General features: G+C 72.1%; 18 protein-coding genes and 1 pseudogene. 4 read left to right on the top strand and 15 right to left on the bottom strand.

Going from position 1 to position 25816, the window contains the following annotated elements:
• Positions 1-152: 152 nt before the first annotated feature.
• Both QF034_RS39275 and QF034_RS39270 read right to left on the bottom strand, forming a co-directional pair.
• A complete protein-coding gene (locus tag QF034_RS39275) occupies positions 153-1706 on the bottom strand; it encodes an acyl-CoA synthetase (protein WP_307179418.1) in 1554 nt (517 codons plus the stop codon).
• Complete coding sequence (locus QF034_RS39270; RefSeq protein ID WP_307179417.1) at positions 1703-2812, bottom strand: NAD(P)H-dependent flavin oxidoreductase; 1110 nt, start codon at positions 2810-2812, stop codon at positions 1703-1705. Before QF034_RS39270 ends, QF034_RS39275 begins: the two co-directional genes overlap by 4 nt.
• 162 nt (positions 2813-2974) lie before the next feature.
• Here QF034_RS39270 and QF034_RS39265 point away from each other — a divergent pair, with 162 nt between their 5' ends.
• The gene (locus QF034_RS39265; RefSeq protein WP_307179416.1) at positions 2975-4765 is read left to right on the top strand and encodes a serine hydrolase domain-containing protein; all 1791 of its coding nucleotides are present in this window, start codon (positions 2975-2977) and stop codon (positions 4763-4765) included.
• Positions 4766-4775: 10 nt separating this feature from the next.
• Here the strand turns inward: QF034_RS39265 and QF034_RS39260 are convergent, their stop codons facing one another.
• From QF034_RS39260 to QF034_RS39245, 4 genes are all read right to left on the bottom strand, one after another.
• Entirely contained in the window at positions 4776-4967 is a 192-nt protein-coding gene (locus QF034_RS39260; RefSeq protein ID WP_307179415.1) for a DUF2795 domain-containing protein, read from the bottom strand.
• 95 nt (positions 4968-5062) lie between these two features.
• Complete coding sequence (locus QF034_RS39255) at positions 5063-6640, bottom strand: phytoene desaturase family protein (RefSeq protein WP_307179414.1); 1578 nt, start codon at positions 6638-6640, stop codon at positions 5063-5065.
• 429 nt (positions 6641-7069) lie between these two features.
• Positions 7070-9298: a serine/threonine-protein kinase gene (locus QF034_RS39250; protein WP_307179413.1), complete on the bottom strand. Its 2229-nt coding sequence runs from the start codon at positions 9296-9298 to the stop codon at positions 7070-7072.
• Between the two features lie 65 nt (positions 9299-9363).
• Complete coding sequence (locus QF034_RS39245) at positions 9364-10212, bottom strand: oxygenase MpaB family protein (RefSeq protein WP_307179412.1); 849 nt, start codon at positions 10210-10212, stop codon at positions 9364-9366.
• A gap of 204 nt (positions 10213-10416) precedes the next feature.
• On the opposite strand from QF034_RS39245, the gene QF034_RS39240 reads away from it, so the two are divergent.
• Both QF034_RS39240 and QF034_RS39235 read left to right on the top strand, forming a co-directional pair.
• Positions 10417-11940, top strand: coding sequence for an ABC transporter substrate-binding protein (locus QF034_RS39240; RefSeq protein WP_307179411.1), 1524 nt, complete (start codon positions 10417-10419; stop codon positions 11938-11940).
• 3 nt (positions 11941-11943) lie between these two features.
• Entirely contained in the window at positions 11944-13698 is a 1755-nt protein-coding gene (locus QF034_RS39235; protein ID WP_307179410.1) for an ABC transporter permease subunit, read from the top strand.
• 46 nt (positions 13699-13744) lie between these two features.
• Here QF034_RS39235 and QF034_RS39230 read toward each other — a convergent pair whose 3' ends face one another.
• From QF034_RS39230 to solA, 9 genes and pseudogenes are all read right to left on the bottom strand, one after another.
• A complete protein-coding gene (locus QF034_RS39230; RefSeq protein WP_307179409.1) occupies positions 13745-14728 on the bottom strand; it encodes a D-2-hydroxyacid dehydrogenase in 984 nt (327 codons plus the stop codon).
• A 1-nt stretch (position 14729) separates the two neighbouring features.
• A pseudogene (locus tag QF034_RS39225) lies at positions 14730-16182 on the bottom strand (NAD-dependent succinate-semialdehyde dehydrogenase).
• A 39-nt stretch (positions 16183-16221) separates the two neighbouring features.
• Positions 16222-17502: an NAD(P)/FAD-dependent oxidoreductase gene (locus QF034_RS39220; protein WP_307179408.1), complete on the bottom strand. Its 1281-nt coding sequence runs from the start codon at positions 17500-17502 to the stop codon at positions 16222-16224.
• A gap of 34 nt (positions 17503-17536) precedes the next feature.
• A complete protein-coding gene (locus tag QF034_RS39215; protein WP_307179407.1) occupies positions 17537-18379 on the bottom strand; it encodes an ABC transporter permease in 843 nt (280 codons plus the stop codon).
• On the bottom strand, positions 18376-19278 hold the full coding sequence (locus QF034_RS39210; protein ID WP_307179406.1) for an ABC transporter permease: 903 nt from the start codon (positions 19276-19278) through the stop codon (positions 18376-18378). Before QF034_RS39210 ends, QF034_RS39215 begins: the two co-directional genes overlap by 4 nt.
• Before the next feature lie 3 nt (positions 19279-19281).
• The gene (locus tag QF034_RS39205; RefSeq protein WP_307179405.1) at positions 19282-20418 is read right to left on the bottom strand and encodes an ABC transporter ATP-binding protein; all 1137 of its coding nucleotides are present in this window, start codon (positions 20416-20418) and stop codon (positions 19282-19284) included.
• Positions 20411-21508 (bottom strand): ABC transporter substrate-binding protein, encoded by a 1098-nt coding sequence (locus QF034_RS39200; RefSeq protein WP_307179404.1) that lies wholly within the window; start codon positions 21506-21508, stop codon positions 20411-20413. Before QF034_RS39200 ends, QF034_RS39205 begins: the two co-directional genes overlap by 8 nt.
• Before the next feature lie 100 nt (positions 21509-21608).
• Entirely contained in the window at positions 21609-22283 is a 675-nt protein-coding gene (locus tag QF034_RS39195) for a haloacid dehalogenase type II (RefSeq protein ID WP_307179403.1), read from the bottom strand.
• A 119-nt stretch (positions 22284-22402) separates the two neighbouring features.
• On the bottom strand, positions 22403-23539 hold the full coding sequence (gene solA / locus QF034_RS39190; protein WP_307179402.1) for an N-methyl-L-tryptophan oxidase: 1137 nt from the start codon (positions 23537-23539) through the stop codon (positions 22403-22405).
• Between the two features lie 276 nt (positions 23540-23815).
• Here solA and QF034_RS39185 point away from each other — a divergent pair, with 276 nt between their 5' ends.
• Entirely contained in the window at positions 23816-25435 is a 1620-nt protein-coding gene (locus tag QF034_RS39185; protein ID WP_307179401.1) for a PucR family transcriptional regulator, read from the top strand.
• The last annotated feature ends 381 nt before the right edge of the window (positions 25436-25816 follow it).

Raw genomic sequence — 25816 nt, 5'->3', positions numbered from 1 at the left:
TGAGGGGTGCCGTCCGGTGGGGGGCACCCCTGTTCCGGTCGCGTCACGCCCGGCCGGTCCGTTCCAGGGCGGATGCCCGGGCCACGGCGGGCGGGCGCCGACCGAAGGATGATGCCCGGGCCCGCTCGGGCGACCAAAGCCGCACCGCCGCCTCACACCGGCCGCGTGCGGCCCTCCCAGTACGGCTCCCGCAGGCGTCGCTTGTACAGCTTGCCGTTGGGGTCGCGGGGCATCTCGGTGATGAAGTCGACGCTCCTGGGCCGCTTGTAGCCGGCGAGCCGGTGCGCGCAGTGGTCGAGCAGGTCGGCCGCGAGGGCGGGGCCGGGCCGGTGCCCGGGGGCCGGCTCGACGACGGCCTTGACCTCCTCGCCCCAGTCGTCGTGCGGGATGCCGAAGACGGCGGCGTCCGCGACGGCGGGGTGGGCGAGCAGGGCCGACTCGATCTCGGCCGGGTAGATGTTGACGCCGCCGGAGATGATCAGGTCGATCTTGCGGTCGCGCAGGAAGAGGTAGCCGTCCTCGTCGAGGTGGCCGAGGTCGCCGACGGTGAAGAAGTCGCCGATGCGGTTCTTGCGGGTCTTGGCCTCGTCCTTGTGGTAGGAGAAGCCGCCGGTGTTCATCTTCATGTACACGGTGCCGAGTTCGCCGGGCGGCAGCCGGTTGCCGTCGTCGTCGAAGATCGCCAGTTCGCTGATGGGCCAGGCCTTGCCGACGGTGCCGGGTTTCTTCAGCCAGTCCTCGGCGGTGGCGAAGGCGCCGCCTCCCTCGCTGGCCGCGTAGTACTCCTCCACGCACGGGCCCCACCAGTCGAGCATGTCCCGTTTCACGTGGTCGGGGCAGGGCGCGGCGCCGTGGATGGCGTGCCGCATGGAGGAGACGTCGTAGCGGTCCTTCACCTCGTCGGGCAGGGCCAGCAGGCGGTGGAACTGGGTGGGAACCATGTGGGTGTGGGTGCAGCGGTGGCGGTCGATGAGGCGAAGCATCTCCTCGGGTGTCCACTTGTCCATCAGGACCAGCCGGTGGCCGATGTGCAGGGACGCGCCCGCGAACTGGAGGACGGCCGTGTGGTAGAGCGGCGAGCACACCAGGTGCACGTTGTCGTCGAACGGCCGGATGCCGAAGATGCCGAGGAAGCCGCCGAGATAGGCCTCCTCCGGCGGTTTGCCGGGCAGCGGGCGGCGGATGCCGCGGGGGCGGCCGGTGGTGCCGGACGTGTAGTTCATGACCCAGCCGAGGGTGCGGCCGTCGGGCGCCGACTCGGGTTGCCCGTCGAGGAGTTCGGCGTACGGGCGGAAGCCCTCGACCGGGCCTACGGCGTACCGGTGGCCGGCGGGAAGGCCTGCCTCGTCGGCGGCGTGGCGTGCCGCGCCGGCGTAGCGTGCGTGGGCGAGGAGGACCTTGGCGCCGGAGTCGGAGACGATCCAGGCGATCTCCGGTCCGACCAGGTGGTGGTTGACGGGGACGAGGTAGAACCCGGCCTGGCTGGCGGCCAGGTACGCGGTGAGGAACTCGACGCCGTTGGGCAGAACGACCGCGAAGGTGTCGCCGCGTTCCAGCCCGGCCGCGCGCAGGCCGTGCACGAGCCGGTTGGCGGCGGCATGCAGGCGGCCGGCGGTCCATTCCTCGCCGTCGGGGGCGACCAGGACCGCGCGGTCGGGATCGGCGGTGGCCTGGGCCCAGAAGCCCGCGGGAACGCTGGTGCTCACTGGCCGCTCCTTCCGGCGATGCGGTTGATGCGGTCCACGGCCCGTTCGAAGCCGCGGGTGAGGTCGTCGAAGACGGCCTGGACGCTGCGTTCGCTGGTCATCCGGCCGACGATCTGCCCGACCGGGGTGCCGAGCAGCGGGTCGACCTCGTACTTCTGGATGCGGGAGACGGCCTCGGCGACCAGCAGGCCCTGCAACGGCATGGGCAGCGGGCCGGGCCCGGCCGGGTCGTCCCAGGCGTCGGTCCACTCGGTGCGCAGCTGGCGTGCGGGCTTGCCGGTCAGTGCGCGGGAGCGGACGGTGTCGCCGGAGCCGGCCGCGAGCAGCTTGCGGGTGAGGGCGGGCGAGTGGAGGTCCGCTTCTGTGGTGGTCAGCCATATGGAGCCCAGCCACACACCTTGCGCGCCGAGGGTGAGTGCTGCCGCCACCTGCTGTCCGCTGCCGATGCCGCCGGCGGCCAGCACGGGCAGGGGTGCGACGGCGTCGACGACCTCGGGGGTGAGCACCATGGAAGCGATCTCGCCGGTGTGGCCGCCGGCCTCGTAGCCCTGCGCCACGACGATGTCGATCCCGGCATCCCTGTGCTTGCGGGCGTGCCGGGCGCTGCCCGCGAGGGCGGCGACGAGGACGTCCTGGCCGTGGGCGCGGGCGATGACGTCGGCGGGCGGGGAGCCGAGGGCGTTGGCGAGGAGCCGGATCGGATACGCGAAGGCGACGTCGAGCTGGGAGCGGGCGACCTGTTCCATCCAGCCGGTGATGCGCCAGCCGGACGCCTCGCCCTCGGCGAGTTCGGGAACGCCGTGTTTGGCGAGGGTGTCCCTGACGAACTGCCGGTGCCCCTCGGGGATCATCGCCTCGACATCCGCCTCGGTGACGCCCTCGACCTTCTTGGCCGGCATGACGACGTCCAGTCCGTACGGGCGGCCGTCCACGTGCGCCTCGATCCAGTCGAGGTCGCGTTTGAGCTCGTCGGGGGCGGTGTAGCGGACCGCGCCGAGCACCCCGAAGCCGCCGGCCCGGCTGATGGCCGCGGCGACGGCGGGGAACGGCGTGAAGCCGAAGACGGCGTGCTCGACTCCCAGTTTCTGGCTCAGCTCCGTCTGCATGGGCGCAGGATGCCGGAGTCCCGCGGAGGACGGAAGAGCTTTTCTGATGCGCCGTCAGATTTCTGGTCATCGATCGATCTCACCGATTCCGTCGATTCACGGCGGCGCGCGGCGGACATACTTCCGGGGACATCCGAGGCGGCCGGGACGAAGGGGCGTGCAGTGACCGAGGGAGCGGCGGACAGAGCGGCGAGCGGCAGACCGACCCGGCGTCAACTGGGCCGGAGAGCCCTGGCACTGGGCGGTGCGCTCGCCCTGGCCTCCTTACCGGCGGGGCCCGCCGAGGCCGCCCCGGCGACCGGCCACCGCCCCACGCTGCGGCACGGCTCGGCCGCACGCGCCGGGCTGCTCGCCACCCATCTGCGGCAACTCGTCACCGACGCCGAGGCGTTTCTCGGCCCCTCCCCCAAGCACCCCTGGTACGCGGGCGCCGTCCTGCTCGCCGGACGGGGCGGCACCGTCGCCCTGCACCGGCCCGTCGGCATGGCCGTGCGCTACCGGGCCTACGACGAGAAGACCGACACCGGCGTCGAGTTCCCGGCCGGCGAGCAGATCCCCATGGCCGAGGACACCGTCTTCGACCTGGCGTCGGTGTCGAAGCTGTTCACGTCGATCCTGGCCGTGCAGCAGATGGAGCGGGGCGGGCTGGAGCTGGAGGCGAAGGTCGCCTCGTACCTGCCGGACTTCGGGCGCGCGGGCAAGCAGGACATCACGATTCGCCAGCTCCTCACGCACACCTCGGGCTTCCGCGCCTGGATCCCCCTGTACAGCGCGCTGACGTACGAGGAGAAGCTCCAGCTCGTCTGGAACGAGGCGCCGGTCAGCGCGCCGGGCACGGCGTATCTGCACTCGGACCTGAACCTCATCTCGCTCCAGCTCGTGCTGGAGCGGATCACGGGCCGCTCCCTGGACGTCCTCCTGCGCGAGGAGATCACGGCGCCGCTCGGTCTGCGCCGCACCTGCTACAACCCGCCCGCCTCCTGGCGGCCGAAAATCGCGGCCACGGAGGACGCGCGGGCTCCGTGGTCCGGGCTGGACCGGGGCCTGGTGTGGGGCGAGGTGCACGACGAGAACGCCTTCAGCCTCGGCGGGGTCGCGGGCCACGCGGGCGTGTTCTCCGACGCCTGGGACCTCGCGGTCCTCGGCCGTACGCTGCTCAACGGCGGCGTGTACGGGCGGGCGCGGATCCTGACGCCCGAGTCGGTGGAGCTGATGTTCACCGACTTCAACACCGCGTTCCCCGGGGACGAGCACGGCCTCGGTTTCGAGCTCTACCAGCACTGGTACATGGGCGCGATGGCCACGCCGCGCAGTGCCGGGCACACCGGCTTCACGGGCACCTCGCTGGTGCTCGACCCGACGACCGACTCGTTCCTCGTCGTCCTGGGCAACTCGGTGCATCCGGTGCGCAGTTGGCGATCCGGGTCGGCTCCGCGGGTGGCCGCCGCGAACAACCTGGCACGGGCCGTGCCGGTCCGCCCGGTACGGGGACGCAGGGCCTGGTTCTCCGGCACGGCGGTCTCCGCCACGGCGACGCTCGCCCTGCCCACGCTCGACACGTCGTCCGGCCGGGCGCGGCTGCGCTGCGCGCTGTGGTGGGACACCGAGCCCACGGCCGACGTCCTGGTCCTGGAGGCCACGACCGACGGCGGCACGACCTGGCATCCGGTGCCCTTCACGACGTCCCGCCGGGACGAGGACCCCCGGCCGCACCCGTCGGGCTCGGTGACCGGCTGGTCCGGCCGCGTCTGGCACGCGCTCACCGCCGACCTCCCCGCCGCGCGCCGGCTCGCCCTGCGCTGGCGGTACGCGACGGACCGGCTGTACGTCGGCCGCGGGGCCTACGTGGACGGGCTGCGCGTGGACGCGGCCGACGGCGTCCTGTTCGACGGGGCGCGCCCGGCGGACGCGTCGCGCGTCGAAGCGGTGGGGTGGACACCGTCGGCCGACTGAGCGGGTCGGGTCACTGGTTGAAGACGGCCTTCTGCACCTCGTTGGGGCCGTCGAAGCGGTCCTCCTTCAGGCCGTCGAGGGTCCTGACGACCTTCTCGTCCGCGTGGTTGCTGCGGGCACGTTCCACCAGGTGCCGCTTGTCCGTGGGGTAGTCCATGCCCTTGAGGGCCTTCTGAAGGTCGGTCGGGCTGAGCTCGGCCATGAGAGCCTCCCGTAGCTGGTACGACCGTCCGCGCGGGGGCGATCGCTGGTACGGATACCTTCGTCTGTCGGAGTGCCCCACAAGGCGGCAGTGATTCAGCCGCTCCGGCTTTCCAGCACCGCCATGGCCGCGTTGTGCCCCGGCACCCCGCTCACCCCGCCCCCGCGTACCGCGCCCGCCCCGCACAGCAGCACGTTCGCGTGCCGGGTCTCCACGCCCCAGCGGCCCGTGCCGGCCTGGGCGTGCGGCCAGCTCAGCTCGCGGTGGAAGATGTTGCCGCCCGGCAGCCCGAGGTCCCGCTCCAGGTCGAGCGGGGTCCGGGCCTCGATGCAGGGCCGTCCGTCCGCGTCGGTGGCCAGGCAGTCGGCGAGGGGTTCGGCCAGGTGGGCGTCGAGCTGGGCGAGCGTCGACTTCAGCAGCTCCTCGCGGACGGCGTCGTTGTCCCGCTCGAACAGGCGGGCCGGGGTGTGCAGGCCGAACAGGGTGAGCGTCTGGAAGCCCTGGTCGGCCAGGTCCGGGCCGAGGATGGTCGGGTCGGTGAGCGAGTGGCAGTAGATCTCGGAGGGCGGCGCGGCCGGGAGGTCACCGGCGGCGGCCTGGGCGTGGGCGGTGGCCAGCTGTTCGTAGCCCTCGGCGATGTGGAAGGTGCCGGCGAACGCCTCGCGTGGGTCGACGGTGCTGTCGCGCAGCCGCGGCAGCCGCGTGAGCAGCATGTTCACCTTCAGCTGGGCGCCCTCAGCGGGAGCCAGGGGTGTGTCGCCGGTGAGCTCCGCCAGGGCCTGCGGGGAGGCGTTCACCAGGACATGCCGGGCGGCGACGGTGCCGTCTCCGTCGGCCGTGCGGTAGGTGATCTCGGCCGTGCGGCCGTCCGTGGCGATGCGCAGCGCCTCGTGGCCGGTGGCGAGGACCGCGCCCGCGGCGCGTGCCGCGTCGGCCAGGGCGTCGGTGAGGGCGCCCATGCCGCCGACCGGCACGTCCCAGTCGCCGGTGCCGCCGCCGATCACGTGGTAGAGGAAGCAGCGGTTCTGCTTGAGTGACGGGTCGTGGGCGTCGGCGAAGGTGCCGATGAGCGCGTCGGTGAGGACCACGCCGCGTACCAGGTCGTCCGTGAAGCGCTCCTCGACGGCGACCCCGATCGGCTCATCGAACAGGATCCGCCAGGCTTCCTCGTCGTCGAGGCGGTGGCGCAGTTCCTCACGGGTGGGCAGCGGCTCGGTGAGGGTCGGGAAGACCCGCTGGGCGACGCGGCCCGTCATGCCGTAGAACTCCTGCCAGGCCCGGTACTCGCGGTCGGAGCCGGTGAGCCGGGTGAACGCCTCCCTGGTCCGCCGCTCGCCGCCGCCGACGAGGAGGCCGGTGGGGCGGCCGTCGCGTTCGGCCGGCGTGTACGAGGAGATGGTCCGGGTGCGGACCCGGAAGTCCAGGCCGAGGTCCCGCACGATCTTCTTCGGCAGCAGACTGACCAGGTACGAGTAGCGCGACAGCCGGGCGTCGACCCCGGCGAAGGGCCGGGTGGACACCGCCGCGCCGCCGGTGTGGTCCAGCCGCTCCAGCACCAGCACGGAACGGCCGGCCCGGGCCAGGTAGGCGGCGGCGACCAGGCCGTTGTGGCCGCCGCCGACGATGACGGCGTCGTACGTCCGGTGTGCGCGGGGTCCCAGGGGTGCGGTCATGGTTCTTCGTAACACGGGGTGATCCGGCTCGGCCAGACGACCGGCGCCCGGACGCACGCGTCACCGGCGGGCCGAGGCGCGCTGCCGCGAGGGGACGCCCGGCACCCGGCACGAGCCGCATCACCGAGGCCGGCCGCCCTGGCAACGCCGCCCCCGGTACAGCACCCAGCCGCCGCCCCGCCGCCTCGGCAGCACTGCCTCCGGGCCGGCGCAGGCGCCACCACTCGCCCACACGACCTTGCCCGTGCATGACCGCCACCCGCCACACGGCCGTCACGCCCAGCCCCGCACCACCGCTCCCACCCAGGCCACGGCGCACTCAGGCCAAGCCGCGCCCGGCCCGCACTACCGCCCCACCCAGGCCACGCCGCGCCCGGCCCACCGCACCAGTCACCCCGCCCCCCGCCGTCCGGGCAGCGCCACACCCCGTCACCGCCCCACCACCGCCCCCTGCCCCCGCAGGGCCGCCACCCTGCGGTACAGGGCCACCGCCTCCTCGCTGCGGCCCAGTTGCTGGAGGCAGTGCGCTTCGTCGTTGCGGCTGGCGAGGGTGTCGGGATGGTCCGCGCCGAGGACGCGTTCGCGGGACGCGGCCACCCGGCGGTATTCGGTGAGCGCGTCGGACCAGCGGCCCAGCCAGCCGAGGCCGACGGCGACCTCGCGGCGGCTGACCAGGGTGTCCGGGTGGTCGGGGCCGAGGACCCGCTCGCGAACGGCGCTCACGTCGCGGGACTCGGCGAGGGCCTCTTCCCAGCGGCCGAGCCGGCCGAGGTTGACGCAGCGGCCGTGGCGGGCCCGCAGGGTCTCGGGGTGGGTGGGGCCCTGGGCCCGGGTGCGGTCGTCGGCCAGGGCGCTGTAGAGGTCCAGGGCCTCCGCACTGCGGCCGAGGCGGCCCAGGCTGATGCCGATCTCGTGCCGGGCGGCGAGCGTGTCGGGGTGGTCGGGGCCGAGGGCACGGCCGCGGGCCTCGGCGACCTCGCGGTACGTCTCCAGGGCCTCGGCCCAGCGGCCCAGCTGACCGAGGGCGTAGGCGACTTCGCAGCGGGTGACCAGGGTGTCGGGGTGGTCCGGTCCGAGCACCCGGGCGCGGGCGGCGGCCACCTCGCGGGCCAGGCGGTAGGAGTCCTCCAGGCGGCCCAGGCGGCTGAGGTTGAAGGCGAGGTTGTGCCGGCAGCGCAGGGTGTCCGGATGGTCGGGACCCATCGTGCGCTCCCGGGCGGTGAGCACGGACGTGTACACCCGGTGCGCGTCGAAGGGGCGCCCGAGCTGGCCGAGCACGTAGGCCATCTCCTGGCGGGCGGCGAGCGTGTCGGGGTGGTCGGCGCCGAGCGTGCGGATCCTGGCCTCGGTGACGTGCTTGTACTCGCGCAGGGCGTCCGGGGCGCGGCCGGTGCGGCTGAGCGTGAAGGCGACCTCGTAGCGGCTGGCGAGGGTGTCCGGGTGGTCGGGGCCGAGGAGGTGCTCGCGTTCGGCGGCGACCGCCCGGTGCACCTCCCCCGCCTCCGCCCAGCGGCCGAGCCGGCCGAGGCTCAGGCCCGCGTTGTGCCGGCCGGCCAGGGCGGTCAGGACCTCCGGGGGCGGGGCGGGCCGCTCCGCGGGGACGGGTTCCTCGACGGGGCCGGTGGCGGGCCGCGCGATCCACTCGCCGGACAGTCCGGCCGCCGGGTCGGGCGGCGCGCCGCGCAGCCCGGTGCCGGCCGCCTTGTGGCCCGTGGTCATGCCGCGGGTCCAGGACGGCAGCCGGCCCGCGTGCGCCATCGCCGCGGGAGCGGGCCGGGCCGCCAGGACGGTCGGCACGTAGGCGGGCGCGGCGCGGTGCGCGCTGATCCGGTGGGCCAGCTCGCGGGCGTCGCCGGGCCGGTCGTCGGGTTCCTTGGCGAGCAGGTCCAGGATGACCCGCTCGAGGTATCCGGGCAGTTCGGGGCGGTGCTCGCGCGGCGGGCGGGGCGGGGTGTCGCGGTGGCCTAGGAGGATCGCCCAGGCGTCGTCGAGGTCGAACGGCGGTACCCCGGTGGCGATCTCGTACAGCACGCAGCCGAACGAGTACAGGTCGCTGCGCTGGTCGACCTCGGTGCCGCCGATCTGCTCCGGGGACATGTAGTGCGGGGTGCCCATGGCGATGCCGGTGCCGGTCAGCCGGGAGGTGAAGCCGATGTCGTGGCCGAGCCGGGCGATGCCGAAGTCGCAGATCTTCACCGTGCCGTCGCCGATCCGCATGATGTTGGCGGGCTTCAGGTCGCGGTGCACGATGCCCTGCTCGTGGCAGTAGGCGAGGGCGGCGGCGACCTGCTCGGCGATCTCCACGACGTCCGCGACCGGCAGCGGGTGCTGCTTGTTGTCCTCCAGGAGCTGGCTGAGGTTACGGCCGTCCAGCAGCTCCATGACGAGGTAGAGGACCCCGTCGGACTCGCCGAAGTCGTGGACGACGGTGATGCCGCGGTGCTGGAGCGCGGCGGCCACCCGGGCCTCACGGCGGAACCGCTCCCGCAGCACGCGGGTGAACGCGTGGTCGTGGTTCTGGCCCAGCGGTTTGAGGCACTTGACCGCGACCTGCCGGCCCAGGGACTCATCCCGTGCCCGCCACACCTCGCCCATGCCGCCGCGCCCGATCAGGTCGAGCAGCCGGTACCGGCCGTGGATGAGCCTGGTCTCCCCCATTTCGCGCGACGCTCCCCCCGGTAGCTGTACGCCCGCCCCTCCCCTGGCCCACCCAGTATGGCGGCCTATCGTCCGAGTTTGTACGGTGCCGGGCGCGCGTCCGGGCCGAGCCTCGCCATGGCGCGCAGGATGTGTTTGGGCGGGAGTTGCCACCGCACACGTGCGGGAACGCGGCGCAGCAGGAGGCCGGTGAGACGAAGTTGCCGGGTGACGGTGGCGGGTGCGGGGGCCGGTCTGCCGTACAACTTGTGGGCGTACGGAGGCAGAGAGGCGTACGCCAGTTGTGCCACGCGCCGCCACAGCACCTCGCGCAACGGTACGAGAAGGGGATGCGCCGGCGGGCGGAGCAGGAAGTCGTCCACGTCGCGCGCCTCGGGCCCCGCGGCCAGTTCGGGGCGCACCTTCTCGAAGTAGGCCGCCAGTTGGGCCCGGTCGGCGGGCACGGTGCCGGGATCGAGGCCCACCAGACGTGCGCTCTGCCGGTGTTCGTCGATGTAGCGGTCGGCCTCGGCGTCGGTGAGCCGGAATCCGGACCTGCGCAGGACGTCCAGGTAGGAGTCGATCTCGGCGCAGTGCACCCAGCGGAGCAGACCCGGTTCGTCGACGCCGTAGCGCTCGCCGGTGTCCGGGTCGGTCGCGGTCAGCATGCTGTGGATCTTCCGGACCCGGGCGCCCGCCCGCTCGGCGGCCTCGGTGGTGCCGTAGGTCGTCGTGCCGACGAAGTTCGCGGTGCGCATCAGGCGGCCCCAGGCGTCGCGCCGGAAGTCCGAGTTCTGCATGACGCCGCGTACCGCGCGGGGGTGCAGGGCCTGGAGGTAGAGCGCCCGGATGCCGGCGATCCACATCATGGGGTCGCCGTGCATCTGCCAGGTCACCGAACCGGGACCGAACAGCCCGGGGTCCGCGCCGGTCATGCGACTCACCTCCGCCCGGCGCCCACGATGACACAGTTCGAACAGCCGGTCGATACCGCCGCCCTCACCCCCCAACCGTCCGGTTGTTGAGATTTCACCCACCCGGTACGGGGTTTGGTAAGGCTCCCCTTATATGCTGTCGCCGCCGATCAAGCCCCCTCCGGGCCGCTGCGGCATGCCCGATCCCCGCACGACAGGACTGACATGCGCACCACCTCCCGCGGCCTCATAGCGGCGCTCGCTCTCACCCCTCTGCTGGCCGGCTGCTTCGCACCGGGCGACGGCGGCGACGGCACCGGGGCCGGAGCGGGATCCGGCGGGCGGCTGCGGGTCGCGCTGGCCGTGCCGCCGGTGCAGGCGCTGTCCCCGTACAGCAACGACGCCACCGTGCTGAGCAAGCTGTCCGTCGCCGAGGGCCTCACCGCCCTCGACCGCAACGGCACGGCCAAGCCCGCGCTCGCGAAGTCCTGGAAGCAGGACGACGACAGCACCTGGACCTTCGAACTGCGCAAGGCCGAGTTCCAGGACGGCACCCGGCTCACCGCCCAGTCCGTCGTCGACGCCCTCGATCACGCCGGGCAGGCCAGGCCCAAGCCCCGTGTGCTGAGCGACGTGACGCTCACCGCCAAGGCCGAGGACGCCGACACCGTCACCCTCACCACCAAGTCGCCCGACCCGGTGTTGCCGCTGCGGCTGGCCAGTCCGGCACTGGCGGTCCTGTCGGCGAAGGCGTACGCCAAGGACGGCGCCGTCAGCCCGGTCGGCACCGGCACCGGCCCGTTCCGGATCACCCGGCTCAGCGGCAAGACCAAGGCGACGCTCGACCGCTTCGACGGCTACTGGGGCGGCAAGGCGAAGGCACCCGGCATCGACGTGAGCTGGATCGCGGACGGCACCGCCCGCGCCAACGCGCTGCGCAGCGGCGAGGCCGACATCGCCGAGTGGATCCCCACCGCCCAGGCGAAGCTCCTCGACAAGGACACGCGGCACGAGGTGCCCTCGGTGCGCACCGACAGCCTCGTCCTCAACACCGGCAGCGGCCTGTTCACCGACGCCGGCCTGCGCGCGGCCGCCCGCGAGGCCGTCGACGGTTCCGCCCTCGTCGACTCCGTCTTCGGCGGCTACGCCGACCCGGCGCAGGGCCTGTTCGGGCCCGCCGTGCCGTGGGCCGCCGGCAAGCGCGTGGAGGTGACCGGCCGTGCCAAGGCGGCGACCACCGCGCAGGTGAAGGCCGAGACCAAGGGCAGGACGCTGCGGCTGGCCACCTACACCAACCGGGCCGAGCTCCCCGAGGCCGCGACCGTGCTCCAGCAGCAGCTGGAGAAGGCCGGGTTCACCGTGAAGCAGGACGTGCGCGAGTACACGCAGATGGAGGCCGACCTGCTCGCCGGGAAGTACGACGCCCTCGTCTTCTCCCGGGTGACGCTCCTCGACACCGGTGACGCGGTCGACTACCTCGCGAGCGACTTCACCAGCGAGGGCGTCTACAACATCGCCGGGCTGAAGGACGCCGCGGTGGACAAGGCCATCCGGGCCGCCGCCGCGGAGCGCGACACGCAGCGCCGCCAGGAGAAGATCATGCGGGCGGAGGCGGCGATCCTGCGCACCGACGCCGTGGTGCCGCTGGTCCACGAGCAGGCGGTGCAGGGCATCGCCACCGGCGTCGAGGGCGTGGTCCTCGACCCGCGCGAGCGCTCTCTCGTCGACGTCGACACGCACGTCGGGTAACGCATGAGCGTCGCCCACGCCTCCGGCGCCCGCCCGTCCCTCTGGCCGGCGGCGGCCGGCCGTGTGCTCGCCGGAGCCGTGCTGCTCGGTGCGGTGGCCCTGCTGCCGTGGCTGACCGGCGCCGACCCGGCCCGCACGGTGCTGCGCGCCCGCTCCGCCGACCAGAACCCGACAGCCGCGGACCTGGCCGCCGTACGCGAGCAGCTGGGGCTGGACGAAGGGCCGTTCTCGCATCTCACGCACTGGCTCGGCGGCCTGCCGCGCGGGGACGCGGGCGTCTCGTGGGTCTCCGGCGAACCGGTCATGCCGCAGGTGGGAACCGCCCTGTCGGTCTCCCTGACACTGATGCTGGGCGCGCTCGTGGTGACGGCCCTGGTGGCCGCGCTGGTGTGCGCCCGCACCGTGTTCCTCGGCTCCCGGCGCCGGCTGCGGCAGGACCGGGCCGGCGCCACGGCCGCGGTGCTGGCCGCGCTGCCGAAGTTCCTGCTCGCCTCGGTGCTGGCCACCGTGTGCGGCGTCTGGTGGGGGTGGTTCCCGTCCAGCGGCTGGGAGGGGCCGCGGTCGATGGTGCTGCCCTCGCTCGCCCTCGGCATCCCGTCCGGTGCGATGCTCGGCGGGCTGCTCGACCAGGCGCTGCCCGCCGCCTTCCACGAACCCTGGGCGCGCACGGCGTACGCCGTCGGGCTGCCGCCCGGCCACATCGCCCGCAACGCGCTGCGCCGCACCCTGCCCGGCATGCTGCCGCAGTTGCTGCCGACCGTCGTGGCCCTGGTCGGCGGTGCGGTCGCGGTGGAGAAGATCTTCGACATTCCCGGGCTCGGCCGACTCGCCCTGGAGGCCGCCGTCGCGCAGGACCTCCCGGTGCTCCAGACCGCGACCCTGGCCCTGGTCCTGCTCGGCGTGGGCGCCGGCATCCTGATCCGGGCCCTGCGCCACGCCCTCCTCGGCCGCCCCCTGCGCGACGGCGCCCTGCCGGCCCTGCACCGGCCCCCGCTCGTCCCGCCGCGTTCCCTGCGCTGGATCACCGCGGCGTGTTCCGTGGCCCTGCTCGCCCTCGTCACGGCGGGCCTGCTGCGCGACCCCTTGCAGGTCGACACGGCGGCGCGGCTGCTGCCCCCGTCCCTGGGACACCCCCTGGGCACGGACGCGCTGGGCCGGGATCTGCTGGCCCGGCTGGGGCACGGGGCGCTGCGCACGGCCGGTGTCGCTCTCGCCGTGACGGCGGTCAGCGCGGTCACCGGACTCCTGCTGGGCATGGCACCGCGGGCGAGCGCAGGCCCGACGGAGGTCGTGTCGACCCTGCCCGCCGTCCTGACCGGACTGCTGATCGCGGGCGTGACCGGACCGTCGGTGTGGGGTGCGGCGTGCGCGGTCTGCGTGGTCGGCTGGAGCCCGTACGCCGCCCAGACCGCCGCGCTGCTGGAACAGGAACGCGCGAGCGGTCACATCGCCGCGTCCGTCGCGCTCGGCGCGGGACGGCTGCACCTGCTGCGCCGTCACCTGCTCCCCGCGGTGCTGCCGGCTCTCCTGCGCAACGCCCTGCTGCGGCTGCCGACCACCGTCCTGGTCCTGGCCTCGCTCGGCTTCCTCGGCCTGGGCGAACAGCCGCCCACCCCCGAGTGGGGCCGGCTCCTGTCGGAGAACCAGCCGTACGCCGAACTGGCCCCCTGGACGGTGCTGGGCCCGGCCGCCGCGCTGGTGGTGCTGTCCGTGGTGGCGGTGACGGGCAGCGCGCTGGGACGCGGGAGGGGCGAGTAGCCAGAACGGCTCGTCCACTTTCAGCCGGAGTACGGCTCGTCCACTTTCAGCCGGAGTACGGCTCGTCCACCACGTAGCCTCGCCGCTTGTCCACGACGTTGCGCAGGGGGCGGCCTTCGATGTGGCGGGTGAGGTTGTCGAGGAACACCTCGACGAGTGCCTCCCGCTCGCTGGTGGTCTCGCCCGCGGTGTGCGGGGAGATCATCACGCCGGGCATGGTCCACAGGGGCGACTCGACCGGCAGCGGCTCCCGGCCGAAGACGTCCAGGGCGGCACCGGCGAGCCGGCCTGCGGCGAGGTGGTCGATCAGAGCCTCCTCGTCGACGAGCCCGCCGCGGCCGACGTTGATCAGCCGGGCCCCGGGCTTCATCGCGGCCAGCACGGGCGCGTCGACCATGCCCCGGGTGTCCTTGGTGAGGGGGGCGGCCAGGACGACGTAGTCCGCCTCGCCCAGGGCCGCGGGCAGGGTCGTCCTGCCGTGGACCGTGCCGAAGTCGGGGTCGTCCGTGCGGGCCTTGCGGCCGGCGCCGCAGACCCGCATCCCGACGGCACGCAGCAGCCGGGCGGTGGCCCGGCCGATGGGTCCCGTGCCCCAGACCAACGCCGTGCGTCCGGTGATGCCGTCACTGGGCCGCGGACGCCACTCGCGACGCCGCTGGTGCTCCCAGGTGCCGGGGAAGTCCTTGGCGAGGGCGAGGATCAGGCCGAGGACGTACTCGGCGGTCGGCTGGTCGTACACCCCGCGGGCGTTGGTGAGGACGACGCCGGGATCGTCCACCAGGGCGGGGAAGAGGAACGAGTCCACGCCCGCGGAGGACGCGTGCACCCAGCGGGGAGCCTTTTCGGGGTTGTCGGGCCAGGCCTCACGGATGGCCGGGGTGATGGTGACCCAGGCCAGGAGGGCGTCGGCGCCGGGGAGAAGGTAGGGCAGCTCCTCCTCGGTCGCGTAGACGGTGTCCGTGAGGCGTTCGATGAGTGCGGTGGCGGGTGGCCGGTTGCCCCGGTAGAGGACGACGAGTCGGTCGGGCACGTCAGGCTCCGACGGGGACGGCGATGTACTTGTACTCCAGGAACTCGTCGATGCCGACGCGTCCGCCTTCGCGGCCCAGGCCGGACTGCTTGACGCCGCCGAAGGGGGCGGCGGGGTTGGAGACCAGCCCGGTGTTGAGGCCGATCATGCCGCTCTCCAGACGTTCGGCGACGCGCATAGCGCGGTCGAGATTCTGGGTGAACAGGTAGGCGGCCAGGCCGAATTCGGTGTCGTTGGCGGCGGCGACGGCCTCGTCCTCGTCGTCGAAGGTGCGGAGGGCTGCGACGGGGCCGAAGATCTCCGTGTCGATGATCGCGGACTCGGGGGCGATGTCGGTGAGGACGGTGGGCGGGTAGAAGCAGCCCGGCCCCTCGGGGAGTTCACCGCCGGTCAGGACGGTGGCACCGCGCTTGACGGCGTCGCGCACCAGGTCGTGGGCCTTGCTGCGGCCGGCGACGTCGATGAGGGGGCCGACGTCGGTGCCGGGTTCGGTGCCGGGCCCGACCTTCAGGGCGGCCATGCGAGCGGCCAGGCGAGAGGCGAACTCCTCCGCCACGGACGTGTGGACGAAGATGCGGTTGGCGGCGCAGCAGGACTCGCCCATGTTGCGCATCTTGGCGACCATGGTGCCTTCGACGGCGGTGTCGAGGTCGGCGTCGTCGAAGACGATGAGGGGGGCGTTGCCGCCCAGTTCCATGGAGGTGCGGATGACGGTGTCGGCGCACTGGGCCAGCAGGATCCGGCCGACCTGGGTGGAGCCGGTGAAGGAGAGCTTGCGGATCTGCCCGCCGCGCAGGAGCGGCTCGACGACACCGGCGGCCTCGGTGGTGGTGACGATGTTGAGCACACCGGCCGGCAGACCCGCCTCGGTGAGGATCTCCGCCAGGGCGAGGCTCGCCAGGGGAGTCTGGGGGGCGGGTTTGAGGACGATGGTGCAGCCGGCGGCGAGGGCGGGGCCGATCTTGCGGGTGCCCATGGCCAGGGGGAAGTTCCAGGGTGTGATCAGCAGGCAGGGTCCGACGGGCTGGCGGGTGACCAGCAGGCGGTTCTTGCCGTCCGGCGCGGTCATCATGCCACCGTCGATACGGACCGCCTCTTCGGAGAACCAGCGGAAGAACTCGGCGGCGTAGGCGACTTCGGCACGCGCCTCTGCCAGGGGCTTGCCCATCTCCAGCGTCATCAGCAGCGCGAGGTCCTCGGTACGCGCGATGATGATGTCGTAGGCGCGGCGCAGGATCTCGCTGCGCACGCGGGGCGGGGTGGCGGCCCAGCCGGCCTGGGCGGCGACCGCCGCCTCGACGGCACGCCGGCCGTCCGCGGGGGAGGCGTCGGCGACCCGGCACAGTTCTTCACCGGTGGCCGGGGTTGTCGACGGCCAGCGTCCGGCCGGACTCCGCGTCCTGCCAGCCACCGCCGATGAAAAGCTGCTTGGGAACATCCTGGACGACAGTCATCGTGGGTCTCCTTGTATCGGTAGAGGCGCTGCCGACCGGTCAGCGGATGCGGTCCAGCGTCTTGTAGTAGGCGCCCGCGAAGGGCAGGAACCAGGCGGTGCCGTTGTAGAGGGGGATGCGGGGCGGGGCGATGTCGCGGACGGGGCTGACCTCGGGGTGGCCGTCCATCACCTCGGCCATGACCTGCCCCATGTGCGTGGCCATCTGCACACCGTGGCCCGCGTATCCCATGGAGTAGTAGACGCCGTCATCGGTCTGCCCGGCGTGCACGATGCGGTCCATCGCGAAGCCGACGGAGCCGCCCCATACGTACTCGATCTTCGTCCGCGAGAGTTGGGGGAAGACCTCGCACATCTCACGGAACAGGACGGCTCCGCTCTTCTTGTCCGAGGTGGGGTCGGACGGTGCGAAGCGGGCGCGGCCGCCGAACAGCAGCCGGTTGTCCGGGGTGAGCCGGAAGTAGTGGCAGAGGTTGTTGGAGTCGACGATGAGGCGGGCCTTGGGGATGATGTCCCGGGCGAGCGCCTCGCCGAGCGGCTCGGTCACGATGATGAAGCTGCCCAGGCAGACCTGCTGGCGGCGCAGCCACGGGAAGTTCTTGTCCGTGTAGGCATCGGTGGCCATCATGACCTGCCCGGCGCGGATCACACCGCGCTCGGTGCTGACCTCGAACCGGCCGGCGGCGGTACGCCGCACGCCGATGGCCGCGTTGCGCTCGTGGATCTCGACACCGGTGCGCTCGCAGGCCTCGGCCATGCCGCGCACGAAGCGGCCGACGTGCAGTGCGGCGCTGAACGGGTCGAGCAGGCCGCCGTGATAGGCGTCGGACCCGATCTCGGAACGCAGCTCGGACTTGCCGATCAGAGTGGTCTCGTGTCCGAAGTACTGGGCCAGGTCGCGCTGTTGGGCCTTCTTGCTCTCGAAGTGCGCGGGACGGGACGCGACGCCCAGGCGTCCGACGCGACGGAACTGGCAGTCGATGGACTCCTCGTTCACGAGCCGCTCGACGGTGTCCACGGCCTCGCCGTAGGAGTTGTAGATCTCGCGGGCCCGCTCCAGTCCGTACCGGCGGATGGCCTGGCGAACGCCGATGGTGAAGCCCAGGTTCGCCATGCCGCCGTTGCGGGCGGAGGCGCCGGAGCCGATCTGGCCCTTCTCGACGAGGGTGACGCGGGCGCCCTTGCGGGCGCTGTGCAGTGCGGTGGACAGACCGGTCAGGCCGGCGCCGACGACCACCAGGTCGGTGTCCTCGGTGAGTGGCTTGCCGGAGCGGTCGGGGAACGCCCCGGCGGTATCGATCCAGAACGGGATCGTCTTCATTTCGGGTCTCCTGCGGGGAAGTTCTCGGTGGGGTTCAGGTGAGGGGTTCGACGGGCAGGACGCCCTGCTGCTGGTTGCGGTGGCCGCCGAGTTTGCGGACGAGGGCGACCAGGGCGAGGGCCAGGACGGCGAGCGCGATGAGGACCGCGCTGACGGCGGTGACGGTCGGGTCGACGTCGAACTGCAGGGCGTTGAAGACGAGCACAGGCAGGGTGCGGGTGTCGGGTGTCGACATGAACTGGGCGATGAAGAACTCGTCGAAGCTGGTGATGAAGGAGAACACCGCTGCCGCGATCAGGCCGGGGGTGGCCAGGGGGAAGGTGATGCGCCGGGCGATGGTCATCCGGCCGGCGCCCATGCTGGCGGCGGCGTCTTCGAGCCGTTCGTCGATGCCCCGCAGGGTGGAGATCATGATGAGGACGGCGATGGGTGCGGCCAGCACGGTGTGGCCGAGGGCGATGGCCAGGGGGCTGCCGAGCATGCCGGCGGGTTCGAAGAACAGGAACAGGCCGAGCGCGATGACCACTTGCGGGATGAGCAGCGGGGCCAGGACCAGGCCGTAGACCGCCGCGTGCAGGGGCAGCCGGCCGCGGGCCAGGGCGGTGGCGGCGGTCACGCCCAGGATGAGGGAGAACACCGTGGTGAGCGTGGCGACGAGGCTGGACAGGGCGATGGAGGTGGCCCAGTCGCTGCCGGGTGCGGCCATCTGCTCGTACCAGCGGGCGCTGTACTCCTTCGGCGGGAAGGTGCCGATGCCGTCCGCGCCGAAGGAGGTGACCAGGATGATCACGATCGGCATCGCCAGGAAGAGCAGGATGGCGGTGGCGCTGATGCCGCGGCCGATGTGTCCGGCTCGGGTGGCGGGCAGTTCCATCATGAGCCGCTCCTTCGTGCGTGCGCCTTGGTGCGGCGGAGCTTGGCCAGGCCGAGCACGCCCAGGCCGGCGAAGGTGAGCAGCAGCAGGATGACGCCGAAGGCGGCGGCGGAGTTCCACTGGTCCTGCTTCATCACCTGCTGGTCGATGAGCGCGGCGACGACGGTCTGCTTGTCGCCGCCCATCAGGGCCGGGGTGATGTAGTAGCCCAGGCACAGGATGAAGCTGAGCAGCCCCGCGGTGCCGATCCCGGGCGCCACCAGCGGCAAGTAGATACGGCGGAAGATCGTCAAACGGGAGGCGCCGAAGCCTGCCGCCGCGGCCAGGAGCCGCCCGTCGACCCCCCGCATCACGCCCTGCAACACGAGGACGGTGTAGGGCAGCATCACCGAGGTGGTGCCGATGACGACACCGGTCTCGTTGTAGAGCAGCGAGTACGGCGCGCCGGGGGCGTGCACCGATGTCAACAGCGTGTTGATCAGGCCGTGTTCACCGAGCATGATGATCCACCCGTAGGTGCGCACCAGAGCGCTGATGAAGTGCGGCACCACCACGATCAGCATGGCCAGCGCGGCGAAGACGGGCCGCATCCGGGCGATGGCGTGGGCAAGGACGAAGCCCACCAGCAGGCTGAGCACCGCGGTCTCCGCGGAGATCCTGAGCGTGGAGATCAGCACGGAGAGGTTCGCGCCGCTGAGCGCGTCGGTGTACCAGTGCAGAGTGAAGCCGCCGCTGTCGCCCTTGAGGCTGAGGGAGAGGACGCCGACGATCGGATAGACGAACAGGACGAGGAGGAACACCGTCACGGGGACGGCGTTGACCAGGGCGATGCGGGAGCGGTGCCCGCGCATCGCGGACGTTTTCACACGCACCTTGCCGGGTGCGAGAGCGGTGCCGGCCATGGCTCAGCCCCCGTCCATCTCGTCGAAGACGGAGACGTCCTCACGTGCGGCGGTCACACAGACCCGCTCGCCGGGGCGCGGCGGAGTGAGGGCGGTCTCGATCCGCAGCGGAGGCGTACCGGGAGCCGCGCCGTCCAGACGGACGGTGATCCGGGTCAGCGAACCCACGTACACCGCTGTTTCGACCGTGCCGGAACAGCAGCTCTCCTCGACACCGACCAGCCGCAGCTTGCCCGGCCGCACCGCGGCCCGCACCCGTTGACCGGGAACGCACGAGTGGGCGCGGGCCGTGAGCACGCCGCCGGTGTCGAGGCGCACGCGGGTGCATCCGTCCGCGGTCGGCTCCTCGACCTTTCCGTTGAGGAAGTTGGCGGCGCCCAGGAAGTCGGCGACGAAGGGGGTGCGGGGGCGTTCGAAGAGGCCGCGGGGGGTGTCGAACTGCTCGATGCGGCCGTCCCTCATGATGGCGATGCGGTCGGACAGGACCAGGGCTTCCTCCTGGTCGTGCGTGACGTAGACGACGGTCAGGCCGAGTTCGCGCTGGATGGACTTGATCTCGGTCTGCATCTGGTCGCGCAGCTTCTTGTCCAGGGCGCCCAGCGGCTCGTCCATCAGCACGATCGGCGGACGGTAGACCAGCACCCGGCACAGCGCGACACGCTGCTGCTGACCACCGGAGAGCTCACGCGGCTTGCGGCCGGCGAACCTCGACAGCCCGGCCGCCTCCAGGGTCTCCCCCACCCGGCGGCGGATCTCCGCCTTCGGCACTCCCCGCAGTTGCAGGGGGAAGGCGACGTTCTCCGTCACGGTCATGTGCGGGAAGAGCAGGTACTGCTGGAAGACGAAACCGAAGTCGCGCTTGCCGGGGTTGAGGCCGGTGATGTCCCGGCCGTCGACGCTGACGGTACCGGAGTCGGGCTCGGTGAACCCGGCCAGCATCATCAGCGTGGTGGTCTTGCCCGACCCCGACGAGCCGAGGAAGGTGACGAACTCACCCGCCGCGATCTCCATGTCCACGCCGTCGACCACCGTCGTCCCGCTGTAGGACTTCCGCAGCCCCGTCACCGACAACGACTTGCCGGTCAGCGAGTTGGATCCCGGCGCCAGGGCCGAGGCGAGAAGCTTGGTGCGCTCAGGCATCGGCCCACTCCTGCCAGCGCTTGGTGACCGCCTCCAGGTTCTTGTCCCACCAGGCCACGTCGGTGTCGAACCCGGTCTTCAGGTTCTGCGGCGAGGTGGGCAGCGTGGCCAGGACGTCGTCCGAGAGCAGCTTGGTGGCGGCGGGGACGACCGGGCCCTGCGGGTAGATCTTGGCGAACGCGGCCTGTACCTCGGGACGCAGCGAGAAGTCGATCAGCTTGTAGGCCGCGTCCGTGTTGTCCGCGCCCTTCGGGATGCCCCAGCCGTTGCTGAGCCGCCGGGCGCCGTTCCACTGGTAGGCGACCGGCATGCCCTGCTTGATCAGCTCGTCCGCGCGGCCGCTCCACAGGCTGGTCGCGACGACCTCCTTGCGGCCCAGCAGCACCGCCGGAAGGGCGCCGGTGTTCCAGAACTTCTTCACGTCGCCGCGGATCCGCGACATCGAGGCGAACGCCCGGTCCAGGTCGAGCGGGTACAGCTTGTCCAGCGGCACGCCGTCGGCCAGCAGCGCGAACTCCAGCTCCGGGTAGTCCGCGTCAGCGCTCTGCAACGAGCGCGGACCGGCGAAGGAGTGGGTGTTCCAGAAGTCGGCCCAGCTCTTCGGCGCGCGCTTCAGACTGTCCGTGCGATAGGCCATCAGGCTCGCCCAGACGTTCTTGCCGACCGCGTGCTCCGGCAGCTGGTTCTCCGCGATTCCGGCGCCCTTGACGTTCTTCAGCCGGTCGTGGTCCACCGGCTCCAGACAGTCCAGGCGGGCCATCTTCTGGAAGATCAGCAGGGTGTTGTCCATCAGGTCGACCTGCGGCCGGCCCTGCTTGACCTGGGCGATGACCTGTGCGGACTGGTAGTTGACCGTGGTGACCGTGATGCCGGTCTCCTTGGCGAACGGCTCGTAGATCGCCTTGGTGAGAGCGTCGTTGTAGGCGCCACCACTGTTGCTGACGACGAGCCGCTTCTTGCCTCCGCCGCTCGACGAGCCACGGCTTTCGCCGGAACCCATGAGAGTGCCGCATCCGGTCAGTGCCGAGGCAGCGGCCAGCGCGCCTGCGGTGCGGAGTACGGTTCTGCGTCCTATCCGGTTGTCTTCCATGGCAGAGCCTCCTGGAGATCGCTGGGGAGTACGGGGGGATCCGTTTTTGCGGGGACGTACGGGTCCCGGGCCGTGAAGAGGGTGGGGTGTGGCGTTCGGGTCAGATGCCGAGCATCCGGTTGAGCTCGTCGAGGGACTTCACCGGCACGTAGTCGTAGCCGTGGGTCACGGGGTCGTAGCCGCGGTCCAGGAGGATGAGGTTGCGGAAGCCCATGTCGTGCATCGGCATAAGGTCGTAGCGGGTGTGCGAGGAGACGTGCACGAAGTCCTCGGGGGACGCGTCGAGCTGGTCGAGCATGTACTCGAACGCGGCGTAGCGGGGCTTGTAGTAGCCGGCCTGCTCCGCGGTGAGGACCGCGTGGAAGTCCGCGCCGAGCCGGGGCACGCTCTCCTCCAGGAAGGAGTCGTCGGCGTTGGAGAGGATCACGAGCTTGTAGTTCTCGCCCATCTTCTTCAGCGGCTCCGGCACGTCGGCGTGCGGGCCCCAGCTGCGGACGCCGTCGGCGAACCGCTTGCCCGCGTCCGGGGCCGCCTTCAGGCCCCACTTGCGGCAGACCCGCTCGAAGGAGTCCTGCAGCACCTGCTCGTAGGGGTAGTACTCGCCGCGGACCTGGTCGTAGCGGTAGCCGCGGAACTCCCGGACGAACTGGTCCCAGTGCTCGGCGGGGATCTGGTCGCCGACGAGCTCACGCGTGATGGGGGTGATCGGGTACTCGATCAACGTGCCGTAACAGTCGAACGAGACGTACTTCGGCCGGAACGAGGGTTCGCTCATGGAAGGGCTCTCTCATGCTCGGGGAACTGAAGATGCTCCAGTCCGCGTTTTTCAAGTTTTTTCGGGCACGCCTGGGACAGACGTGCCGGAGCTGGAGGGGAGGGGGAGGTTGCCCGGCTTCAGGCGGCGCCGACTCCGGCAGGTGCGAGGAAGCCGACGGGATGGTCCGTGCTGCCGTCGAGTGCCAGGTCGGCGGCGATTTCGCCCATGGCGGGGGAGAGTTTGAAGCCGCTGCCGGAGAATCCGGCCATGACGATGATGTCGTCCTCGCCGGGGAGATGACCGACGAGCGGGTTTCCGGACGCCGTGTAGCCCTCCATGTAGACCGACAGCCTGATGGGGTCGGGGTTCAGATCGGGCATCAGCTCGCCGATGAGCTCGTGGAAGGTGGCGAGTTCCTCCGGGCGGACCGTGCGGTCGAGTCGTTCGGGGTCGGGTACGGGCAGATAGCGGGCGAAGGACAGGCCCAGCTTGACGGAGATGCCGTCGGGTGACGGGAGTCCGTAGCAGTCGTGGGGGGTGCTGCGCACGAAGGCGGGGGCGCCGCCCGCGAACCAGTCGTGGCGGGTGGGCAGGTGCCAGGAGCTGATCAGCCGGCGGACGTCGACGGTCCGCGGCAGGTCCGGGAGCAGGGTGTTGATCCAGGGGCCCACGGTCACCACGGCGGCGTCCACGTGGTCCGTGCCCTGGTCGGTGACGATGTGCACCCCGCCGCCCGCCGCGGGGACGATCTCCCGCACCGGGGTGTAGCGGTGCAGCCGGGCGCCCAGCTGTTCGGCGCGGGCGGCCGCCGCCTGGACCGATGCCTCGGGCCTGATGATGGCGCCCTCGCGGTCGAGTACGGCGGTGTGGCCGTCCGGGAGGCGGTGCTGCGGGTAGCGGCGGGCGAGTTCCTCCCGGTCCAGTACTTCGTGGTCCAGCTCGTGGGTGGCGCTGGCGGAGCGGAGGAGTCGCATGGGCGGCGCGTCGGTTTCGCCCATCACCAGGCATCCGCTGCGGCGGCGCAGCGAGAACCCGGTTTCGCGCTGGAGCCGGTCCCACATCCGGTCGGCGAGCCGCAGCAGCGGAATGTAGCCGGGTTCACCGAGGTGCACGGCGCGGAAGATGCGGCTCTCGCCCCCGGCCGCGCCGCGGTCGTGACCCGGCGCGTACCGGTCGTAGCCGATGACCTCGGCTCCGCGGGCGGCGAGGCGCCACATGGCCTGGCTGCCCATGGTGCCGGCACCGATCACGGCGACGCGCTTCGGGATGCGCATGAGGTCGCTCCTTTCGCCGAGGGCCTTGGGGGGCAGTCGTGTCCCAGCACGGTGCGGACACTGAGCGGATGCTTCCGGTCCGTGCTCCGCTGGGGATGGCGTAACTTTCGACCCGGGCGAATGCCCAGGTCAACCCACACTGTGTTCCGCCTTGGGGCCTTCTCGAGACGGTCTGTCACGGCGACGGGCAAGCTTCGGAAAGTGCCCTGTCCCCTCTTGCCAGGGCGAGTGGCCGGTGCGAAGGTGACCCCCGATCCCCCGGACGAAAGCCCGCCTATGCCGCCCAGACGTCCCGCAACCGGGCACTTCCCGACCATCGAGGAGGTTCTGCGGCTCCCCGTGCTGGCCGAAGGGATGCCCCGCGTCCTCGCCGGTGAGTCACAGCTGAACCGCGCGGTGCGCTGGGTGCATGTCACCGAGCTGCTCAACCCCGCCGACTTCCTGGAGGGCGGCGAGCTGGTGCTCACGACCGGCATGCCCTACCCCGAGGACGCCTCCGACCTGCGCGGATACGTCGACCAGCTCGCCGACGTCGGCGCGGCCGGCCTGATCGTGGAGCTCGGCTACCGGTACCGGAAGGTGCCCGACGAGCTGGTGGCGGCCTGCCGTGCCCGGGACGTGCCGCTGGTCGAGCTGGCCCGCGGCGTCCGGTTCATCGACGTCACGCAGACGGTGCACGCGCTCATCCTCGACGCCCAGGGGGCGCTGCTGCGCCGCGGGCGGGACGTCCAGGACATCTTCACCGCCCTGACACTGCGGGGCGCGGATCCCGAGGAACTGGTGCACACCACCGCGGAGCTCACCGGGGCCCCCGTGGTGCTGGAGGACCTCACCCACCGGGTCCTGATGTGCGAACTGCTCGGCCGGCCGTACGAGCCGGTGGTGTCGGCCTGGTCCCGGCGTTCCCGGGCCGCCCCGACCCTGGAGAAGATCGCGCCGAGCGGTCCGGAGGGGTGGCTGATCGCGCCCGTGCAGGACCACCACGGGCTGTGGGGGCGGCTGGTCCTGCTGGAGGGCCGGCTGAACGCGGAGCCCGACCCGGAACACGTCCTGGTCCTGGAGCGTGCGGCGGTCGCCCTGACCATGGCGCGCCTGGCCGGGCCGGCCTGGTGGGAGCGCCGGGCGCACCGCTCCGTGCTGCGGGACCTGTACGAACGCCGTTTCCGCTCCCCCGCGGACGCCCGCGCCCGGGCCGAGGCACTGGGGCTTCCGGCCTTCGGGCACCGCCTCTTCGCCGTGGTCGTCCGCCACGCGCACACCGGCCCCGACGAGCACCTCGACGAACGCATGGCGAAGGCGCTGGCGCAGACCGGCATCCGCGCCCTGGTCGGGGAGACGGCCCCGGGCCGGATCGGTGTGCTCCTCGCGTTGGCGCAGGCCAGCGCCTGGCAGCCGGTCGCCGAGCGGATCGGCCGTCTCGCCCGCGAGGAACTCGGACCGGAGGCCGTGGTGGCCGTCGGCCCCGGCGTGACCGACCTCTCCGGGATCGCCCGGTCGTGGCAGGAGGCCGAGCAGACGGCCGAGGCCATCACGCCCGCCTCGCCCGACCGCTGGTTCCACGTCCCCGCCGACGTCGGACTCCCCGAACTCCTGGGCATCCTGCGCAAGGACACCCGCCTGCAGCGGTACGCGGAACGGCGGCTGACCCGTCTCATCGAGCACGACGACCGCAACGGCGGCGATCTGCTGCCCGCCCTGCGCGCGTATCTGACGGCAGCCGGGAACAAGTCGGTCGCGGCCAAGCAGGCCGGTATGTCCCGGCAGGCGTACTACCAGCGCCTCCACACCATCGAACGGCTCCTCGGCTGCGATCTCGAGTCGGGCCTGGAGTGCACGTCCCTGCACGTCGCGGTGCTCGTGCTGGACGCGCAGGGCGCGGCGCCCTCCGGCACCTGACGCGGTCAGGTGTCGCGCAGGGCCTGGTCGATCTCACCGAGTGAGCTGGTCGGACGCCCGTAGTCGTCAGGGTCCAGCGGCGCGACGAAGTACCGCTCGACGACCCGGCTCCCTCCATCCGGTCGACGAGCCGGGTGATGCCGCTACTGGTGAGCGTGAGGTCGTCGGCGAGCCGGCGCTGCGAGACGTCCTCGTCCGGCCGCCGGGAGAGCCTGGTGAGGACCTCGGACATCGTGTGGCTGATCCCGCACTCGCGCCGCAGGGCCGTGTCGATCCGCTGTTGCAGGCGGGTGGCGGCCTGCACGGCCCGAGCTGATGCTTCCCTCATCATGCGCAGCCCCCCGGCGGGCCCCTTCTCAGATCGCCGGACATCACCACTTG

The sequence above is a fragment of the Streptomyces africanus genome, assembly GCF_030816955.1.
GTDB classification, from domain to species: Bacteria; Actinomycetota; Actinomycetes; order Streptomycetales; family Streptomycetaceae; genus Streptomyces; species Streptomyces africanus.
The sequence above is the reverse complement of the archived record's forward strand: the minus strand, read 5'-3'. Positions and strand labels throughout refer to the sequence as shown.

What these genes read in the sequence shown, in the direction of transcription:
- QF034_RS39220 (WP_307179408.1), bottom strand. Translation starts at nt 17,502, where the DNA reads ATGAAGACGATCCCGTTCTGGATCGATACCGCCGGGGCGTTCCCCGAC.
- QF034_RS39200 (WP_307179404.1), bottom strand. Translation starts at nt 21,508, where the DNA reads ATGGAAGACAACCGGATAGGACGCAGAACCGTACTCCGCACCGCAGGC.
- QF034_RS39270 (WP_307179417.1), bottom strand. Translation starts at nt 2,812, where the DNA reads ATGCAGACGGAGCTGAGCCAGAAACTGGGAGTCGAGCACGCCGTCTTC.
- QF034_RS39205 (WP_307179405.1), bottom strand. Translation starts at nt 20,418, where the DNA reads ATGCCTGAGCGCACCAAGCTTCTCGCCTCGGCCCTGGCGCCGGGATCC.
- QF034_RS39260 (WP_307179415.1), bottom strand. Translation starts at nt 4,967, where the DNA reads ATGGCCGAGCTCAGCCCGACCGACCTTCAGAAGGCCCTCAAGGGCATG.
- QF034_RS39250 (WP_307179413.1), bottom strand. Translation starts at nt 9,298, where the DNA reads ATGGGGGAGACCAGGCTCATCCACGGCCGGTACCGGCTGCTCGACCTG.
- QF034_RS39235 (WP_307179410.1), top strand. Translation starts at nt 11,944, where the DNA reads ATGAGCGTCGCCCACGCCTCCGGCGCCCGCCCGTCCCTCTGGCCGGCG.
- QF034_RS39210 (WP_307179406.1), bottom strand. Translation starts at nt 19,278, where the DNA reads ATGGCCGGCACCGCTCTCGCACCCGGCAAGGTGCGTGTGAAAACGTCC.
- QF034_RS39185 (WP_307179401.1), top strand. Translation starts at nt 23,816, where the DNA reads ATGCCGCCCAGACGTCCCGCAACCGGGCACTTCCCGACCATCGAGGAG.
- QF034_RS39195 (WP_307179403.1), bottom strand. Translation starts at nt 22,283, where the DNA reads ATGAGCGAACCCTCGTTCCGGCCGAAGTACGTCTCGTTCGACTGTTAC.
- QF034_RS39215 (WP_307179407.1), bottom strand. Translation starts at nt 18,379, where the DNA reads ATGATGGAACTGCCCGCCACCCGAGCCGGACACATCGGCCGCGGCATC.
- QF034_RS39255 (WP_307179414.1), bottom strand. Translation starts at nt 6,640, where the DNA reads ATGACCGCACCCCTGGGACCCCGCGCACACCGGACGTACGACGCCGTC.
- solA (WP_307179402.1), bottom strand. Translation starts at nt 23,539, where the DNA reads ATGCGCATCCCGAAGCGCGTCGCCGTGATCGGTGCCGGCACCATGGGC.
- QF034_RS39245 (WP_307179412.1), bottom strand. Translation starts at nt 10,212, where the DNA reads ATGACCGGCGCGGACCCCGGGCTGTTCGGTCCCGGTTCGGTGACCTGG.
- QF034_RS39240 (WP_307179411.1), top strand. Translation starts at nt 10,417, where the DNA reads ATGCGCACCACCTCCCGCGGCCTCATAGCGGCGCTCGCTCTCACCCCT.